Origin of the sequence: Bradyrhizobium tropiciagri (genome assembly GCF_018130505.1) — a bacterium.
Lineage (GTDB): Bacteria > Pseudomonadota > Alphaproteobacteria > Rhizobiales > Xanthobacteraceae > Bradyrhizobium > Bradyrhizobium tropiciagri_B.
In genome coordinates this window covers 15,035-31,899 of sequence record NZ_JAFCKH010000020.1, presented here as the reverse complement: position 1 = coordinate 31,899, position 16,865 = coordinate 15,035, and the positions used below count along the sequence as shown (strand labels likewise).

Sequence of the window (16,865 nt, the reverse complement as noted above, 5' to 3'; positions counted from 1 at the left end):
TGCTGAGATCGAGGTCAAGACCGGGGGCTACGAGCGCGACCGCCGCGGAATGACAGCTTCAAAGAGCGCCGGAATCGACCACGGCAGCCCAAGCATCAATAGAGGGGAATACAGAGCGCCCCAATATTCATTGGCGGGCTTTCCGATTACGGTGAAAGCACAGAGATAGGTCGTCACAGTGACGGCAGCTCTGAGCCCGGCGCGCCACGCAAAAAGACCGAGCAGCGCCGCAGGCAAGAGTGCCGCCGTCACCCATAACGGCGCGATAATCAAAAGCCCGTTGAAGTGGGACGTCTCGAGCGCGAATCTGATGCCGCCGAATCTTATCCAGCCATCGGGATCGACGCGGTCTGCCGGGCTCAACTGATGCATGACCGCCGTCCAGTGATAGGTGAAATATGCGGCGTAAGCTAGCAAGCCCGCAATCCACGCCGCGATCTCTCGCGTGTTCTTCTCGTAGATAGCGAAAGCAAGGCAAATCAGCACATAGGGCGCAGCCAATTCGCGTATGAACAGCGCCACTAGTCCAGCCGAAATCCCGATGAGCCGCTGACCGTTGCCATAGCTCACGATCGACAGCAGGATCAGCGTGCCAGTCACCACTTCCGACATAACGATGACGCCGGGACTGGCAAGCAGCACGAAAATGCTGGCGGATACTCCGAGGGTCGAGGAAACGGCAAGAAGAACGCCACCCTTTGTTGCGCGGATCATACGGTAGGAGGACAGCAGCACCACGACCGTGAGAGCGCCCAACAAATATCGAGCCCACGCGATTGATGGAAGAAGCGAAAGCGACACGAGCCACACGGGTGTGCGCCAATTGAACACGGACTGCGTAAAGTAGCCGTGCGCCAATAGAACCTCTTGAACAGAGGAATAGTATCCGGACCCGCCACGCATGAGCGCCAAGATGCTGAGATAGGCATCAGCATCGGTGAATGGAGGGACGAACGAGCTCGCGGGAGGCTCAGATGCGAAAAACAGAACGAGGCACAGCGCCGAGACAAGTGCTGCCGATATGACGGCCAGTGCCGTGCGTCGCTGCAGGCCCGCTAGTCGAGTCATCTACCGCCCTCCCCGAAGATGGGGCGGAGCATATACAACCAGGAATAACCAAACCACGTGAAGGACCGGTGGGCGGCGTTCCATCATTTAGACCCTCGAACGAGAATCAGGCTGGGAGAACCAACTATTAATTTATCGGTTTTATCGTCGCCTTATTATGGGCGACGAGGCGTCGGAATGAATTTGGTTAAGGTATTTCTGGTGCTTTCCGTACTGGCGCTCGGTTGCGCCGACATCGCGACGACCAACAAGTTTTTGGAGCTCGGGTTTCGCGAGGCCAATCCCGTTATGGAAGCGGCACAGGCCACATTCGGCGAATGGTGGATCATCCCAAAACTTGGGGCCACGCTTATCGTCAGCGCGCTGCTTTGGCATAGCAAGAATGTCTACAATATTGCCCTCGTGACGGCTTTCCTCTGCACACCCGTCATCAACAACCTGCTGCTCATCGCTGGCGCAAACTGAGTTATTGGCCCGCCGTGCCGGGCTATTTCGCTTGATCCACAGCCTCGCGTTCGCAGCGAACGTCCTGCGCGTTACGAGATCGGCCGCGTCCAAATTGCTCCGAGGCGTGCCTGCCAAAATCTCGAAAAACAACCCCATGCAAAGTAGCCGGCGGCTGCCGGCGTTCGACACGACGACTTGACACGTCGGGCAACTCAACGGTATCTTCCATTATTCCGAATTTGCGCGGACGCCCTCACCCAAAGCCCGGGCATGAAGGGGCGGACGTATCCGATTGCCATTTGCGTTAGCCCTGCTTTCCAGGCGGAAGGGGTGCTGTATTGTCAACGATCAGCTCAGGGCTATGGCTGACGCCCAGGCGTGTATATCGGTACCCAAAGATATTCTTCACGATCAGCCTGGCTCTATGGGTGGCCTACGTCCTGACCGGGCATGGCGGCCTCGACTTTCGCGGCCATCCGATCGGAACGGATTTCTCGAGCTTTTGGGCGGCCTCCCGTTTGGTGCTAACCGGGCACGCCGGGGACGCCTACGACCAGATCAAGCATTATGCAGCGCAGCAGGCCCACTTCGGAGAAGGCGTTCAATACTACGCATGGTTTTATCCGCCACCGGCGCTATTGCTCGTGGCTCCGCTTGGCATTTTGCCCTACCTGCCCTCGCTGATCATCTGGCTCGCAGCAACAGGAGCCGCATACGTTGCGACGGTCTATAGATTCATCCGACGATCCGATGCGATTATCCCGATACTGTGCTTTCCGGCGGTCCTGATCACCACCATTCACGGGCAGAACGCTTTTCTATCGACGGCGATCATCGGCACCGGCCTGCTCATGTCGGATCGACGTCCCTTTGCGGCCGGGTTGATCCTTGGAACGCTGTGCTTCAAGCCGCAGCTTGCACCGATGCTGGCCGTCGTTGTCCTCGCGCGGACGAATTGGAGAATGGCACTCGGTGCGGCGCTCTCGGTCAGCTCTCTGCTCATCTCAGCCACGCTGATTTTCGGGCTCGAGGTATGGCAGCAGTTTGCGTCAATCGTTCCGGTGTCGCGCCTGTGGCTGGAATACGGAGTGATGGGCTTTGCGAAGATGCAGAGCGCATTCGCAGCCGTTCGGCTCCTGGGCGGCGGGATCGGTTTGGCCTACTCGATCCAAGCCGTCGTTACGATTTCGGCTGCGGTCTTGCTCTTCATGATTTGGCGCAGTTCTATATCCCTGCGCCTTCGCGCAGGCGCGACGGGGGCGGCGATCCTGCTGGGAACACCGTTTTTGCTCGACTACGATTTGGTATTGTTGTCCCTGCCGATCGCTGCATTGGCAGCCGAAGGTCTCGAGAAAGGCTTCAGGCCATACGAGAGGACCGCCCTGGCCTGCGCATGGCTTCTGCCCCTGATGGCAAGACCGGCCGGATTCGCGCATATCCCGCTAAGTCCGGAAATGGTCGCGTGCCTGCTCGTATTGATTTGGCGGCGCGCAACGCAAGAAGGGGCGAACGCCGTTAAGCCACCGGGCGACGCAGTTCCTGTGTTGTCGAATCAGTCTCAGGGCACTTCGACAGCAGCCACATCCCGATATTGTTGAAGCTATACCGCAAAGGCGGTTTCACGCTATCGCGTGCTGTCGGCGGCGCGAGCAGGAGTTGTCGGCTAGAAGGGAATCTGGGTGGACGCGCTCGGCGTATTCAACGTCGAGCCCCAGATCGGCATGATCATGGAGAACGACCCGGCCGGGAGGGAGGCCGTGACAGTGAGGGCCGTGGCCCCGGCCGTGGTGCCCATCGTCGGCGTGAGCCCCGCGCCATACAGGAAAGGCGCTGCGTCCTGCTTCTGCGTAGTGGTCAGGTAGTCAGCCGTGCAGGCCGACGGCGATGTGCCGGCGACCACGGCAGGCGTGTAGCACTGGATCATGTTCTGTCGGGCGGCCACACTGGCAAGGTTGCGCAGGGACTGCATCGTGATGGCATACCGCCCGAAATCGAAGATCGCGAACATCAATATGAACAGGGGCGCGGCAACGAGGCCGAACTCCATCGCCGCAGCACCTCGCTGGTCGAGCTTTCTCATCATCTGACCAAAGCCACAACTTGGGTTTTGGCAACGGTGCCCGGAGCACAGCTCCCCGTGCTCAGGTTAGCATTACCGCTTATGGTGAGAGTGTTGGCAATGACTTCGGTACAACCCGTATTTACGTTGTTGGATGTTCCGTTCCACGTGACATCAACATTGGGGAAATACATCGCGCCGAACAAGGAGACCGAACTGCTGCCGTTGATGGTGACGGCATTCTTGCTCTTGTTCGGGGCCTGATCGTCAATCAAAACGCCGTTCAGAAGCGAGGAATAAGAGTTGGTCGCCGGGGCCGACAGAGTAACAGTACCGGTGATGGAAATGCTCGAATCCCCAAGCAACACCAGCGTCACGTTTGTGCCGGTGACCGTTCCGCCAAAAGTGAGCGTTGCGTTATAGAAAAAGTACGTGCCTGCCGCCAGAATCAGCGTGCCTCCGGAGTTGACCTTCAGGTCGCTATACACCCCGCTGGCGCTGTTCGGATTCAGGTTGCAGGTTGTACCATTGGTGACATTGCCGCCGCACGGTTTTGTTGACGGGGTCGTCGCCCTCGTACTGAATGCAGTATCCAGTGGCTTGAGCGGATTCGTTGCAGGCAACATGCTGTAGTTGTACGGCACGCCAGGGTCGCAGTTGCCCGAGTTGGTGCAGCCGTTGACGGCATCGACGGCCCAACCGGAGCCGCTGAAAGTCGGACTGCTTGCGTATTTGACGGTGTTGTTCGACATCAAGGCGCAACCGTCGCCGGTAAGGGCGGCGCCGCCGCCCAATGTAAGCGCGATGCTGTTAGTGGATAGTCCCAACGCGCACAGATTTTTGGGGTTCTGGACTTCCGCGACGGCCGTCGCTCCTATGTCCACGCTGGAAAAGCCAAGTACCGATGCAAGGTAGGCCGGCTGGGTCTGGCCAACTGCGGCACGAACGAAATTGCCCGATGCCGAGCTGGTGAAGGTACCCGCGGCGTAGGTGCCTCGCTCGACCGTTACGGTTTGGGTCACACCGGTCGGACAGGTGACGCCCGTGAACGAGGCGCCGGAGTTGCAGAACCCGTTTCGCGCCGCGTATTCCCTACCGCGATAGTCGTAGGCTTGCGCGTTGTCACAAGCCGTAGTTGCGCTGGAGAGCGTGCAAGCCAGCGTCAGCGCGCCCGAATAGGCTCCTGCATCAGCGGCATTTTGCGCGCTTTGCCTGGTAACATACCATGATCCCGCCTCGGCCCCGAGCGCGAGCGCTCCGACCAGCGGCACCAGCGCAATGACGGTCGCAAACGCGACAGAACCTCGACGGCAGCGGAGAACGTTGCGCATGAACCCACCTATAGAAACCGTTCTGAGTAGGATAGCGTATATGTACAGGGATCGGCATTGCCACTCGTGCACAATACCGACCTCAACATCATGGGCGCCAAGGTGACGCTCGTAGTGTAAGAATAGAATCTGGGTGGCGTCATATTGCCGGACGAACAAACGGCCGCGGTGCTGCTGCCGCAAAGCACCTTTATGCTGGCAGTAGGAACGGGGTACCTGGAATCAGCTTTACCGCTCGCTGTCGACGCCCAAGACGACGTGTTCGTCACGTCAGAGGGCGGTGAATACTGGATCAGTTGCCCGAAACCGCGCAATGCCTGCCAGGCCGATATGAACTGGAAGCCGGCGATCGCAATGTCGGCCAGCGGCAGGAGCAGGGCCAAGATCAGGACAACGAAAACAATCGGCATCTCGAACGCGACTGCGCCGCGCTGATCCCTGAGGAGCGACGCTTTGCGGCTGATTTGCCGAATTCGACGGGCGCGAACCGTGCTCATGGCTCCTGTTACGTCCCTAGATGCCCTTGAATGAACGAATGAGATGCAGAAACGGACTTCCTCCCAAAATCACGAACATCGCCGGAAGCAGGAACAGCACCATCGGAATGGTCAGCTTGGCGCCGAGCTTGTGCGCCCTCTCTTCCAGCTTGGTAATTCGCTCTTGCCGGAGGTCCACGGCGATGCTGCGAAGCGCCTGGGCCAGTGGTGTACCATATTGCAGGCTCTGGCTGACCATGGTGCCGAAACGGCGAAGACCGTCGGACATGGATGCCAATCTCTCGAATGCCTCTGCACGGTTGGGCGATATCCGGAGATCATCAAGCAGGCCTCGCAAGACGCGGGCCATTGCAGGATTGGACATGCCCATCTCTTCCGCCACGCGCTCCAGTGCGCTTTCGAGCCCCATTCCGGCTTCACTGCAAACGACCAGCAAATCGATGGTATCCGGCGTGCCGAGCCGCACCGCCGCGTCAAACCGTCGCTTCAGCATCCACAGAATGAACCGCGGCCCCATGATCCCGAACACCACGCCGAACAGCCCGTAGAACAGCACGTCCATCGGCTTCATTCCCGAGAGCAGCGCGAGAAGTATGGCAGCGATCGGAAACGCGAACATGCTGACGGTCTTGACACCGATCCAGATCGGCAAGACGCGATGATAGTTGATGAAGCCCGATGACAGGAGAATGGTCCGAAGCTGGTCCAGGTTCTCCTCGGCGTAGAAGCGCCGATAACGCGCGCCGATCGACGAAAACCAGCCGATCATGTCCTTCGACGATGGTGCCTCGCCGGGAAGACCCAGCACGGCCTTCGACACCCGCGCGTCCAATGCACGAAGGTGTATCTCACGGATGATCAACAGGAAGGTCACGGTCGCGGCCGCGATCGCGAGGGTCACCAGACCGAGGCCGGTCGTCATAGCGCGGTTTCCCTTCTGATCATCCAGCGTATCACCAGATGCCCGACGAGCACGGATCCCCCTGCGTAAGCCAGCAGGATGTTTCCGGTCGGATCACTGAACAGCAGATCGAGCGTCTTCGGATTGATCCAGTACAGCAACCCGCCGATGATGAGAGGCGAGAGCGAAAGCGCGCGCGAGGAGAAGATCACCTCTCCTGCCAGAGCCTTCGCGCGCGCGGCCATCGCGACACGCTGGGTAACGGTTTCTCCGAGCGTCTGCAGGGTTTCGGCCAGGCTGCCGCCGGACTTCAACTGGACTGCCAGCGTCACCGCAAACATCGCATACTCGGCGACCTGGGTTCGCCGATAGATGGCTTCCACGGCCTCTTCGGGAGGTCTCCCGAGGCTCAATTCGCTACATACCATCGCAAACTGCCCGGCGGTCGGTTGCGGCATCTCGCGCGCGATGGTGCGAAAAGCCTCGTTGACCGGCAACCCCGAGCGGACCGTGCTCGTCACCAGCTGGATCGTGTCAGGCAATTGCCGGAAAAGTTGATTGGCGAACCGACGTTGCTGCCATCCAAACAGACCTCGCACCGTCAGGAAGGCCACGAATGCAGCCGCGATGGACACGTTGAGGGTCGACAACTGCACCAGCCGAGCATTGACATAAAAGATCGCTGCGGCAGCGAAGGCACCGGCAAGCAGTGTGTAGGCCGGGTGCCAGGCGTAAGCGACCTCAGGCCTGTAATTGGACAGGCTGTGAAGCAATTGCGAGCGGGAACCGGTCTCCGAACGTCGAATCGACGTCAGGCCGGCCGCACGCGAGGCCGGCAGCACCAACATCAACTGACGAGCCATGCGTCGTTCTCGGGCGTCGAGCGTCAACGAGATGCTCGCTGCACCGAGTAGCAGTATCAGGACAATAACGATGAGATACGTCATATCTGCCTCATGGCCTCGGCCCAGGCACTATCAAGCCCATAATAGACAAGGCGGCTCTTGAATTTCGGGATTGCATGGGTGGATCTGTAGGTGCCCACGATGCGGCCGTGAACATCCTCCTCCTGATACTGGAACGAGGCGATGTCATTGGTGGTGATCACATCGCCTTCCAGACCGATCACCTCGCTGATCTGAACGATGCGACGCTGTCCATCCCGCATGCGCTCAACCTGCACGATGATGTCAAGCGCAGCGACGATCTGGGCTCGGATCGCCCGCGGCGGAAGGTTGACCTGTCCCATCTGCACCATGTTTTCGACGCGGGTCAGGGCATCTCGGGTGCTGTTGGCGTGCACCGTGGAGATCGAGCCGTCATGGCCGGTGTTCATCGCCTGCAGCATGTCAAACGCCTCGACGCTGCGCACCTCGCCCACGATGATCCGGTCAGGACGCATGCGCAGGGCGTTCCACAGCAGATCGCGTTGCGTCACCTGCCCGGTCCCCTCGATGCTGGGAGGCCGCGTCTCCAGGCTGATCACGTGCGGCTGCTGAAGCTGCAGTTCGGCCGCATCCTCGATTGTAACGATGCGCTCGCTGTGATCGATGAATTGGCTCATCGCATTGAGCATCGTCGTCTTGCCCGAGCCGGTACCGCCCGAGACCAGAATATTGAGCCGGGACCGAGCTGCAATTTCCAGCAACTGTCCCATCGCCGCGGTCATCGAGCCGTTTGCGACCATTCCGGCGATGTTCAGACGGTGACTAGGGAATTTGCGGATGGAGATGCAGGGGCTGTGAATCGCGAGAGGCGGGAAGATGATGTTGACGCGGCTGCCGTCGGGCAAGCGGCAATCCACCATCGGGCTGGATTCGTCGACGCGCCGGCCGACCTGCGCGGCAATCTTCTGCGCCACGGACGCAATGTGCTCATTGTCGCGGAAACGAACCGCGATGCGCTCCAGCTTGCCGCGCCGCTCGACGTAAATGTTGTTCGGTCCGTTGACCATGATGTCGTTGATCGTTTCATCGAGCAAAAGCGGACGGAGCGGCCCGTAACCGGTCATGTCGTCCGCAATTTCCTCCGCCAGCTGAAGCTGCTCGCGTCCCGACAATTCGAGCCGTTCCTGGTTGGCGATTCCATGGATGATTTCCTCGATCTGCCGCCGAAGAACATCGCGCGAGACCGACAAAGCGGCAGCCGGGTCAATTTTCTCGATAACCTTCTCGCGCAAGGAAGCCGTTATCACGGAATGCGGATGCGAGGGCTCGGCCCGCTTCGGCGCCGCGGGCGGGGGCGCGGCCGGGGCTGGCGCGGCCGGGGCAACGGATGGCACGACGGAGACCAGGCTTGGCGCAGCGGGCAAGCTTGGTGGCGCTTTAGGCGAACCAGGGGGAGACGCAGGCAGGGCTGCCAACAATGCAGGCAAATGAGTTGCGTCGTCTTCGCGCCGACCGAATTTTTTCATAGCCCGAGCAGCCTCTTCCATCGTCCCTTCTGCTGGGCACCGACACCGCTGATCTCCCGCACAATGGGAGCGAGGTGGCGCCGCAGTCCGGAAACATGCTTCAGAGCCGGAACTCCGAGATTGACCGCCTGGGTCATCCCCTTCCCGAGATCCGGGATGACCATGTCGGGCTCTCCGCCCAGCGCCTTCACGATCGTGGCTCTGGGAAGGCCCCCGGGCCGATTGGCACGGTTGAGCAACGTAAAGACCCGGTCCTTGCCGGCAATGTTGGTGACCGCGTTGCGGAGCGCATGGGCGTTGCGAAGTCCGGTAACCTCGGCCTCCAACAGCACCAGCACGTGACGGGAAACGGTGAGTACCGGATGGATGGATGGCGGGAACGGGACTGGCACATCGACCACGATGTAATTGAAGCGTTGCCGAAGCAGACCCAGAACGTGCCGAACGCCCGCTTCCGTGATGTCGAGCTGCGCATCGAGCTCCTCGTCGGCGGAAACCAGGCATACGCGCTCGTTGACTGCAATTGCCGCGCGTTCGATGAACAGAGTATCCGCCCGCATCGGATTTTCCAGAGCGATGCGCAGACCGGGCCCAGGTTGGACACCCAGCATCACGGCGGTTTCGCCGTTTTGCAGATGGAGATCGAGCAGCGCGACCTTGGCCTTCGTGGTCTCGGCCAGTTGCAGCGCGAGATTGATGGCAATGCTTGTTGCCCCGGCCCCGCCTTGCGCACCGCAGATCGAGATCACGTGGCCGCCGCGATCGGGCTGGCTCGGCGCCGCCTCGCCGATCAGTTTGGGACGCAACTGGTCCAGCACCACGTCCCGCGTAATCGGCCTCGGCAGATACTCGGTCAGGCCGATGTCCATCAGCTCTCGATAGAAGGTGATCTCCCTGTTATCGCCGATGAGGGCCACCCGCACGTCGGGCGGGCAGACGCTGGCCAATCTTTCCAATTCGGTAAACGGGTCGTCGATTCCGCTGATATCCGTCACCAGCGCAGACAAATCGGTGTCGGTCTCCAGCATCTTGATGGCATTGTGGATGGTGCCACGCTTGATCGACAGGTTGCTGCCATCCAGTCCCTTGCGAAGTGCTGCAGCGCTGAGCTCGTCGTTGACAATGCAGACGACCTTGTCGCGAGTGATGATCGGTGCAGCTTCAGGCGGGTTGATCATGGCGATGTTCATCAACGTTTCTCCGAAGCCTTACTCGTGATCGTCGTCGCCGCGGCGGTCTGGCGACCAGGGTCGAGCGCCGCCCCGTCACAGCTGGTGATCGCAACGCTGTCGTCGGCGTCCTGCTTCCTGACGGAGTACTGCTTGATCTCGCCTCCCGTATGAACCACCACGGCAGCCGTCTGGCCGGCAATTGCATTCTGGCGGGCAAGTTCGGGCGACACGTCGCAGCTGGACATCGCGCCATTGTCCGCCTTCTCCCACTGATCGACTGCCGACCGCACGGCGAGAGAGAGCGTTCCGAGCTGCTTTGCGACCGTGACTTTCTTGACCTGCTCCGGCGTAAGCTCCAGTGAGACGGTCTGCGCCACCTTGCCGACCGCAGTGGCGACAGGTCGCCCGCCTTGCGCAATTTCCTGGTCGATCGCAATGATGCGAACGTTGCGCAGCACGGTCTCGGCCAGGGCGCGACGCGCCGGATCCGCCTTCTCGAACACCTGGGTCAATACGACGTCGACATGATCTCCTGGGCGGATCAGGCCGGAGACGCCGGACTCCTCGTCAACCTTGATGCTGATGGCGCGGCTGTCCGGCGCCAGGACGCTCGCGAGGAAACCGCGGTCCTTCGGACGCAGGATGTCCTGCAACGTGATGGGAGAACCGGCGTCGACAAACTTGCGAACCAGGGAGCCCGGAAGTCCGGCCTTGGAGTCGGGCGTCTCAAGGATCGCACCTGCCGGAACGCTTCCCGGCGCCACCGTGCGTACCGTGAAGTCCTCTTCGCGAGCCAAGGCTCCCCGGGTGAGCGGACGCGCGGCGACAAAGTACCCGACCGTGACAGGCGTCGGCGCGACCGGCTTGTCCGCAATCTGCACCGGCGCCTCTTTCGGCTGGTTCATGTTATAGGCGATAAGCCCGAGCGCGGTGGTTGCCAGGAGCAGAACCGCAATGATCGAAAGGCGCAAGGCGGATGACATCTTAAAATCCTTTGCTCAAAATCGTCCAAATACCACCACTCGCAATCGCAACCCCGTACGGTAGCGGTGCCTGTCGTAAGTGCCGCCAGCGCTCGACTGCATAGACGCGACGCACGACCGACGATCCGGCAGGCGCAAGCCTGGGATACGGCAGGGCGCGCATCATCAGATGCACCAGGGCGAGAACGCCGCCGGCAAGCGCGGTCACCGTCAATAACTGCACCACCCCGGCCAGCGGGAGACCGACCGCAAGAGCAACCAGCAGCTTGACGTCGCCGCCGCCGATCTTTCCAAACTGGTAGATTACGAACAGCAGCAGCAGCAGGATCGCGGCAACGATCAGCGATTGGGCAACTTGCATTGGATCCGCCAATTGGCCGGCGATCCCGAGGAGTGCCACCGCGAAACAGATCTCATTCTGAATCAATCGTGTCGCGATATCGGTCGTTGCGACGTACAACAACAACAGGATTGTCAGAAGCGAGGTTATGGGAACAATCCAACTCATAAAATGAATGCCTAAAAAAATGACGGCAGCAATTCAATGTCCCCTTGATCGGTGCGCAGCGCCTTTCGTCGTCTCGTACGTAACGATCATCATCAGCATTCGAGCGTACACGGTGGGCCCGAAATTGAACGCGGCACCAATACACTCTCGCCTGGCCACAAGGCCTAGTCAGCACGCCGGAGGGGGCACCGCTCAGTGTCCCACTCCGGGTGAAGGCAGTCGTGTTAGGTTACGGCAGCCTGGACCTTGCTGGAGATGCTCGAAATCGCACTGCTGAGAGCGTCGACGATAGGACCAGTACCACCAGCACCGAATGCAGCGGCCACTGCGGCAACGATACAAGCGGCGACAATGACGTACTCGAACGACACAACGCCGCTCTCGTTGGCAAGCAGACGCTTCATGGCGTCCGTGGCCCGGATGTAATACTTCAACATCGGACGAATCCTTTTCGCGCTAAAACTATCTTGTTCCGCAAAATGGGGCGGGGGCACAGTTCGAGCCCCCTGCCCTTGCCTGACGGCCGTGTTAGGAAACGGCAGAAGAGACCTTGCTAGCGACGCTCGAGATCGCGCTGCTGAGAGCGTCGACGATGGGACCAGTACCACCGGCGCCGAACGCAGCAGCCACGGCGGCCACGATGCAGGCAGCGACGATCACGTATTCGAACGACACAACGCCGTCCTCATTGTCGCGGAGACGCTTCAAAGCTTCGGTGGTCTTGATGTAATACTTCAGCATAGGACAAAATCCCTTTGTTTAAGATGAACTGACGCCTTAATGGGCGCTTAAAGTTGGCGGGCAAATACGGTGCCAACTAAGCTCAATTTTATAATAGCTTGCGCGAAATCTGTCACGGGGTAATCCTTTGTTAACCCTACCGCGCCATCTGCGGCTTATCGCCCACGTGTCCGATGCACATCAGATTCGGGCGGAATCCATTGAGATAGCTGTCGAATTTTCGCTGTTCTCGGCACATCGGCACGATCTCCGTGCGAATACGGACCGAGTCTTGCGGAGGTCCGACACCCTTTGCGGGAAGAGCCGGCGGCATGCCCTCCCCGTAAGATCACCGAGTTTGTGAGGCATTTGTGGAGCCGTCCGGCTGCCGGCGCTCTGGGCGAAGTGCCGTCGCTGCGTGGTCGCCAACAGCCATCGTACGCAGGGTCGGAGGATCCTTACCGGCTTCGACGCCGAACGTGGACCACGGCCACGTTATCGGCATAAGCCCGCTCCCATTCCGGCATTCGATCGAGCAGGCCCACCGCCTGCGTCGTCGGGAACAGCAGCGTTGCGTCGATTTTGTATTCATCGAGCAACTTCACGAAGTCCGGCAGATCGTCGAGCGAGATCGCTCGCAGATAGCGGTCGAGGAAAACCGGCCCATACAGTTCGGCACGTGAATCGATAAATGTCGGGACGCCCTGGGAAATCAGATATCCGCCGAAATAGTAGTCGTTCAATACGCGATTGGCCTGCAGCTCCTTGAGCTTATCGACCGGGACGCGCGGAACGAGTGGTGGCAAGCGATCCTTCGTCACCACGATCAAGCCGCTCGCGAGCATGAGAGCGACCATGGTTGCGACAAACGCCCTCCTCGTCGGAGCAACGACCTTTCTGCGGTGCTGCAACTGCGGCCATGAGAGGTGCTGGCTTAAAGGACCGGCGATGACAAACGGCGCCACCAGTGCGCAAACGTCGACATAACGCACGTGCGCGAGCGTCTGCCAAATGATCGCGAGCAGCACGGCAAGCCTGATCGGAGGCAGCCTGAATCCGCTGTATAGAACGTAGCCGATGCCGGCGATGAAGCAGATCAAAATCGGGTTCAGTGCGCCGAAGTCGAGCGCCGGCTTCCACTCGCCGAGGGTTGCAATGGTCGTCCCAAAGCTCAAGAGACGAAACGTAACCAGAATGGATTCCGGCCCATACGGGGTGATGCAGGCGGCCACAAGCGCCAGCGCCCCAAATCGAAACCATTGCAGCGCGACCGTCACACGAGCGGATTTGTCCGCCGTCCAAAGCGCCTCCAGGGCGAAGGGCGCAATCAGCGCCAGTCCCAGCGTGAAACTTCCGTGGAGGTTGGCCCACAGCGTCATGAGCGGAAGATAGATCAGCGAAGGCGCTCGACGTTGTTCGCTCGCCTCCACCAGGGCGTTGGCCCACAGCACCATCAACGGAAAGACAAGGACATGCGGCCGAGCCAGCGTATGGAACGCGGTGATCGCGATCCCGCCGCTCACCAGAATCATCACGGGTACGTTCGGCAGTCTTTTCAGCAGCAGGGACGCCAGCAGGAAGAACGCCAGGGATGCGGATAGCGCGCACAGCAGTGCAGGCCCTGCCCACCCCGCCAATCTGAACGCAGCGAAGTAAAGAACCTCCGACAACCACGCACTGGTTATCCAGGGCGCCCCCAGCTTCGTGAATGAGAACAGATCAACGTGAGGTACGGCATGGTGATCCACTATCCATTGGCCGACCACGATATGCCAGTGAACATCCGCATCCCGTAACAGGCTGGGGATCCTCGTGATGAGCGTCAGCCAGACCATCGCCGCGCACAGCAATGGCAGCCACGGCCGAAGGTGATCGTTGCGCGCGGGCGCTACCTTCGGGCTCGTCTCCGTGTCCGCCTGAACTGGATCAGCGTTTGAAAGCATGGCCTCCGTCCCGGAAACGACCATCCCCTACTTCGAGCTCGGGAAGCAACGAAAAGCTCTCACGGTGCTTAATTTTCACACCGGAATTGACAACCACAGCTGCACCGGCCCCCCTGAATAGATCGTGGTGCCGAGCCGTGTCGAGGTCGCAGCATTCACCACGAGATCAGCCTCGGACAGGTCGCGACAATGCCTGACCCGAATGAGCTATTCGAGAAGGTGGCGATGCCGAACGGGATAAAACCGCGTGGAGCCGGAATCGATAGCTTTTAACCGCGTTCTGGTTTGTAAGTACCCTAATTCTGGACACGTGTCTCTCCGCGCCGTATTGCTTGAAGCTTTCCGACAGGAAGTAATTTCGAGCAGGGATATTGCATGGCTGTCTCCCGCCCTCCGCCAAGAATTGGCTGGAACCAGATCGAAATTCCCGCACGGCTGCGAAAAGTTTGTTTTGCCCTTTGCGCGATCAACGTGACGGTTTGCGTGATGGCGTTTCTTTTGCGCGCTTGGATCTACGATGCAAACGGTTTGGGAATTCCGACTGACTTTGTCAGTTTCTGGGCTGGCGGGCATCTCGCGCTCGAGGGTGTTCCGGCGCAAGCGTTCGAATGGGACGTCCTGAAGCGGGTCGAGGTCGCCAAGCTCGGTCAGGATTTTGAAGGCGATTTTCCCTGGCATTACCCTCCACCGTTCTTCTTCGTCGCATGCGCGCTTGCACTGTTGCCGTACTCGGTGGCTTACCTCGGCTGGATTCTCGCGAGTCTCGTGCCGTATCTCGCCGTCATGCGCGCAATCGTAGGGCACAATTTCGGCATCCTGCTCGCGCTCGCAGCTCCATTTGTTTTCATCAATGCGCTGGTCGGCCAGAACGGCTTCCTCACCGCGGCGCTGATCGGCGGCACCCTGTATCTCATCCCCATCCGCCCGGTGCTTGCCGGCATCTGCCTTGGATTGCTGGCTTACAAGCCGCAGTATGGATTGCTGTTTCCGATCGTGCTGGGCGCGGCCGGGCATTGGCGTGTGTTCGTCAGCGCCGCCATCACGACGATCGCAGTAGTCGCCGTCTCCTGGCTCGCCTTCGGCACCGAGAGCTGGCTGGCGTTCTTTCGCTGGATGCCGATATCGTCGCAGGCGATCATGAGCGAGGGCAAGGCGACATGGTGGAAGTTGCAGAGCCTCTACTCGATGGTGCGCTATTTCGGGGGCACCGAGCAATTGGCATGGGCACTCCAGTTCGTTCTCGCCGCGTTCGTTGCGGTGGGCCTGGCGCTGATGTGGCGAAGCCGCCTGCGCTATAGCCTGAAGGCTGCGGCTCTTGCCGCAGGAACGCTTCTGGCCACGCCCTATGTCGCCATCTACGACATGGTGGTGCTCGCTGTTGCCGTCGGCTTCCTGGTCCGCATCGGATTGAAGGACGGATTTCTCGGCTACGAACTTCCGGCGCTGGCTTGCGCGCTCGTTCTCGTCGCCGGCTACTTCGCAGGCAAACCAACGGGGCTTGGCGTCACGCTCATCGTGTCAACCCTCATCCTCGCCCGCGCCGCTTCGTGGTGGCGACGCGAGCCGGCGCCGATACAGATGAGCTCCCAGCCTCAGTGACGAGACCATGCCATCGTGCTGGCGAGGCACGATGGGATCGCAATTGCGACCGCAGAACGGCTATCTTATCCTAACTCGCTCGGCAGGCGCCGTCGCCTTCGACAGGTCTCCATCAGGGCGTCCGCAGCCAAATTCATTGCACCAGACCAGCGTGTGACCCGCGCTCGGATCGTCATTCTTGCTGTTGCCGTAGATTTTGACGAGGCGTCCCAACTCCGCGGTCACGACGACTGCCGCGCTGTAGATTTGCTTGCCGTCGTTGGAAAATACGAAAATCTGACTCGAACCGGACCCGATCCCCTCGATCGACAGCTGTTTGTCGGTCTGTGGTTCAGCCTCAATGATGCCTTTGCCGACGACATTGATGCGGCCGATCTGCTCATCGAAAATCAGCACCTTGATCTGACCTCTGGCCAGCGAAATCTGATCAGTTGGAATGACCTCTCGAGGTTGAGCAAACACGCCACCCGACATCAATAAGGCCGCTGCAATAAGGACTATTCGCTTCATGAAGATTTCCTCCCGAGAGAAGGGACCACCGTGAACCGTAATCACGTGATGATATCCTGCATTTCGCAAATTGCCACCTCGCGGCACCGCCCCAATCATTTATCCACGACGGGACCTCGCACCGACGTGGCCGCTCATGACGGCCCACCCCACGATGATCCACCTGCGAGCGCAGGTGGAGATCTCTCAGACCGCCCCCTCAATAACAGCTTGCCGAGTCGCCTCCGAGCCGGCCGCAGCCCTCCGGGTTGGACTGCCGCCACTGCATGACGGCCAAAGGCGGCTTGCCGGAAGCCGCCGGGGTGGGCGGCGGCCGGCTTCGCTCCTCCTCGAGCAGCTGCGCATGGAGCTTCTGGATCTGGATGTTGCGCTCCAGCAGCGACATCGTCCCGGCCTGCACCTGCTCGGCCAATGATTTGCGCAGCGCGTTCTCCCGGTCGAGCAGGTCGGGGAACGGCAACAGCGGCCGCACCAGCTCGGTCGCCTTGATCACGCATGCGGTGCGCGCCACGGCCTGGGCGATCTGGTCCGGAAAGGCATTGCGGCACTCCGCCAGCGCATTGTTCAAGTTGGCCGATGCCGGCTGCTCGGCCTCGACCTCGGCCTGCTCCTCGATCGCCTGCCGGGCGGCTCCGCAGGCCGCCAGCAGGACGCAAAGCAACAGAACGGCCAGGCACCGCACCAGACCCTGGATCGGCGCCCTCGAAGGTTCGC

Annotated in this window: 18 protein-coding genes; 4 read left to right on the top strand and 14 right to left on the bottom strand. The window is 60.2% G+C overall.

Translation table 11 applies throughout. The features are described 5' to 3' along the window. Positions 1–27: 27 nt before the first annotated feature. Positions 28–1,068, bottom strand: coding sequence for a hypothetical protein (locus tag JQ633_RS34335; RefSeq protein WP_211990258.1), 1,041 nt, complete (start codon positions 1,066–1,068; stop codon positions 28–30). Between the two features lie 177 nt (positions 1,069–1,245). Between JQ633_RS34335 and JQ633_RS34330 the strand changes: the two genes are divergently transcribed. Further along, positions 1,246–1,533: a DUF5658 family protein gene (locus tag JQ633_RS34330; RefSeq protein WP_211990257.1), complete on the top strand. Its 288-nt coding sequence runs from the start codon at positions 1,246–1,248 to the stop codon at positions 1,531–1,533. 410 nt (positions 1,534–1,943) lie between these two features. After that, the gene (locus JQ633_RS34325; RefSeq protein WP_211990256.1) at positions 1,944–3,113 is read left to right on the top strand and encodes a glycosyltransferase family 87 protein; all 1,170 of its coding nucleotides are present in this window, start codon (positions 1,944–1,946) and stop codon (positions 3,111–3,113) included. 65 nt (positions 3,114–3,178) lie between these two features. On the opposite strand, the gene JQ633_RS34320 is transcribed toward JQ633_RS34325, so the two are convergent. Together JQ633_RS34320 and JQ633_RS34315 are read right to left on the bottom strand one after the other, a co-directional pair. After that, a complete protein-coding gene (locus tag JQ633_RS34320; RefSeq protein WP_211990255.1) occupies positions 3,179–3,598 on the bottom strand; it encodes a TadE/TadG family type IV pilus assembly protein in 420 nt (139 codons plus the stop codon). Beyond that, a complete protein-coding gene (locus tag JQ633_RS34315) occupies positions 3,595–4,905 on the bottom strand; it encodes a pilus assembly protein TadG-related protein (RefSeq protein ID WP_211990254.1) in 1,311 nt (436 codons plus the stop codon). Before JQ633_RS34315 ends, JQ633_RS34320 begins: the two co-directional genes overlap by 4 nt. 144 nt (positions 4,906–5,049) lie before the next feature. Here JQ633_RS34315 and JQ633_RS34310 point away from each other — a divergent pair, with 144 nt between their 5' ends. Then, positions 5,050–5,340 (top strand): hypothetical protein, encoded by a 291-nt coding sequence (locus tag JQ633_RS34310; RefSeq protein ID WP_211990253.1) that lies wholly within the window; start codon positions 5,050–5,052, stop codon positions 5,338–5,340. Positions 5,341–5,418: 78 nt separating this feature from the next. On the opposite strand, the gene JQ633_RS34305 is transcribed toward JQ633_RS34310, so the two are convergent. The 9 genes from JQ633_RS34305 to JQ633_RS34265 all read right to left on the bottom strand — a co-directional run bounded on the left by JQ633_RS34305 (position 5,419) and on the right by JQ633_RS34265 (position 14,042). Next, positions 5,419–6,324, bottom strand: coding sequence for a type II secretion system F family protein (locus tag JQ633_RS34305; protein WP_211990252.1), 906 nt, complete (start codon positions 6,322–6,324; stop codon positions 5,419–5,421). After that, positions 6,321–7,250, bottom strand: a complete 930-nt coding sequence (locus JQ633_RS34300) for a type II secretion system F family protein (RefSeq protein WP_211990251.1) — start codon at positions 7,248–7,250, stop codon at positions 6,321–6,323. The genes JQ633_RS34305 and JQ633_RS34300 overlap by 4 nt, the downstream gene beginning before the upstream one ends. Further along, entirely contained in the window at positions 7,247–8,716 is a 1,470-nt protein-coding gene (locus tag JQ633_RS34295; RefSeq protein ID WP_433995721.1) for a CpaF family protein, read from the bottom strand. The genes JQ633_RS34300 and JQ633_RS34295 overlap by 4 nt, the downstream gene beginning before the upstream one ends. Next, positions 8,713–9,906, bottom strand: a complete 1,194-nt coding sequence (locus JQ633_RS34290; RefSeq protein ID WP_211990250.1) for an AAA family ATPase — start codon at positions 9,904–9,906, stop codon at positions 8,713–8,715. Before JQ633_RS34290 ends, JQ633_RS34295 begins: the two co-directional genes overlap by 4 nt. Next, positions 9,906–10,871: a Flp pilus assembly protein CpaB gene (gene cpaB, locus JQ633_RS34285; protein ID WP_211990249.1), complete on the bottom strand. Its 966-nt coding sequence runs from the start codon at positions 10,869–10,871 to the stop codon at positions 9,906–9,908. Before cpaB ends, JQ633_RS34290 begins: the two co-directional genes overlap by 1 nt. A 1-nt stretch (position 10,872) precedes the next feature. Continuing rightward, on the bottom strand, positions 10,873–11,379 hold the full coding sequence (locus tag JQ633_RS34280) for an A24 family peptidase (RefSeq protein WP_211990248.1): 507 nt from the start codon (positions 11,377–11,379) through the stop codon (positions 10,873–10,875). Positions 11,380–11,603: 224 nt separating this feature from the next. Continuing rightward, positions 11,604–11,816 (bottom strand): hypothetical protein, encoded by a 213-nt coding sequence (locus JQ633_RS34275; protein WP_211990247.1) that lies wholly within the window; start codon positions 11,814–11,816, stop codon positions 11,604–11,606. A 91-nt stretch (positions 11,817–11,907) separates the two neighbouring features. Then, entirely contained in the window at positions 11,908–12,120 is a 213-nt protein-coding gene (locus tag JQ633_RS34270; RefSeq protein WP_211990246.1) for a hypothetical protein, read from the bottom strand. A 437-nt stretch (positions 12,121–12,557) separates the two neighbouring features. Then, positions 12,558–14,042, bottom strand: coding sequence for a hypothetical protein (locus JQ633_RS34265; protein ID WP_211990245.1), 1,485 nt, complete (start codon positions 14,040–14,042; stop codon positions 12,558–12,560). Between the two features lie 375 nt (positions 14,043–14,417). Here JQ633_RS34265 and JQ633_RS34260 point away from each other — a divergent pair, with 375 nt between their 5' ends. Continuing rightward, a complete protein-coding gene (locus tag JQ633_RS34260; RefSeq protein WP_211990244.1) occupies positions 14,418–15,641 on the top strand; it encodes a glycosyltransferase family 87 protein in 1,224 nt (407 codons plus the stop codon). A gap of 60 nt (positions 15,642–15,701) precedes the next feature. Here the strand turns inward: JQ633_RS34260 and JQ633_RS34255 are convergent, their stop codons facing one another. Together JQ633_RS34255 and JQ633_RS34250 are read right to left on the bottom strand one after the other, a co-directional pair. After that, positions 15,702–16,151, bottom strand: a complete 450-nt coding sequence (locus JQ633_RS34255) for a pilus assembly protein N-terminal domain-containing protein (RefSeq protein WP_211990243.1) — start codon at positions 16,149–16,151, stop codon at positions 15,702–15,704. 199 nt (positions 16,152–16,350) lie between these two features. Beyond that, positions 16,351–16,812, bottom strand: a complete 462-nt coding sequence (locus tag JQ633_RS34250; RefSeq protein WP_211990242.1) for a hypothetical protein — start codon at positions 16,810–16,812, stop codon at positions 16,351–16,353. Positions 16,813–16,865: the final 53 nt, after the last annotated feature.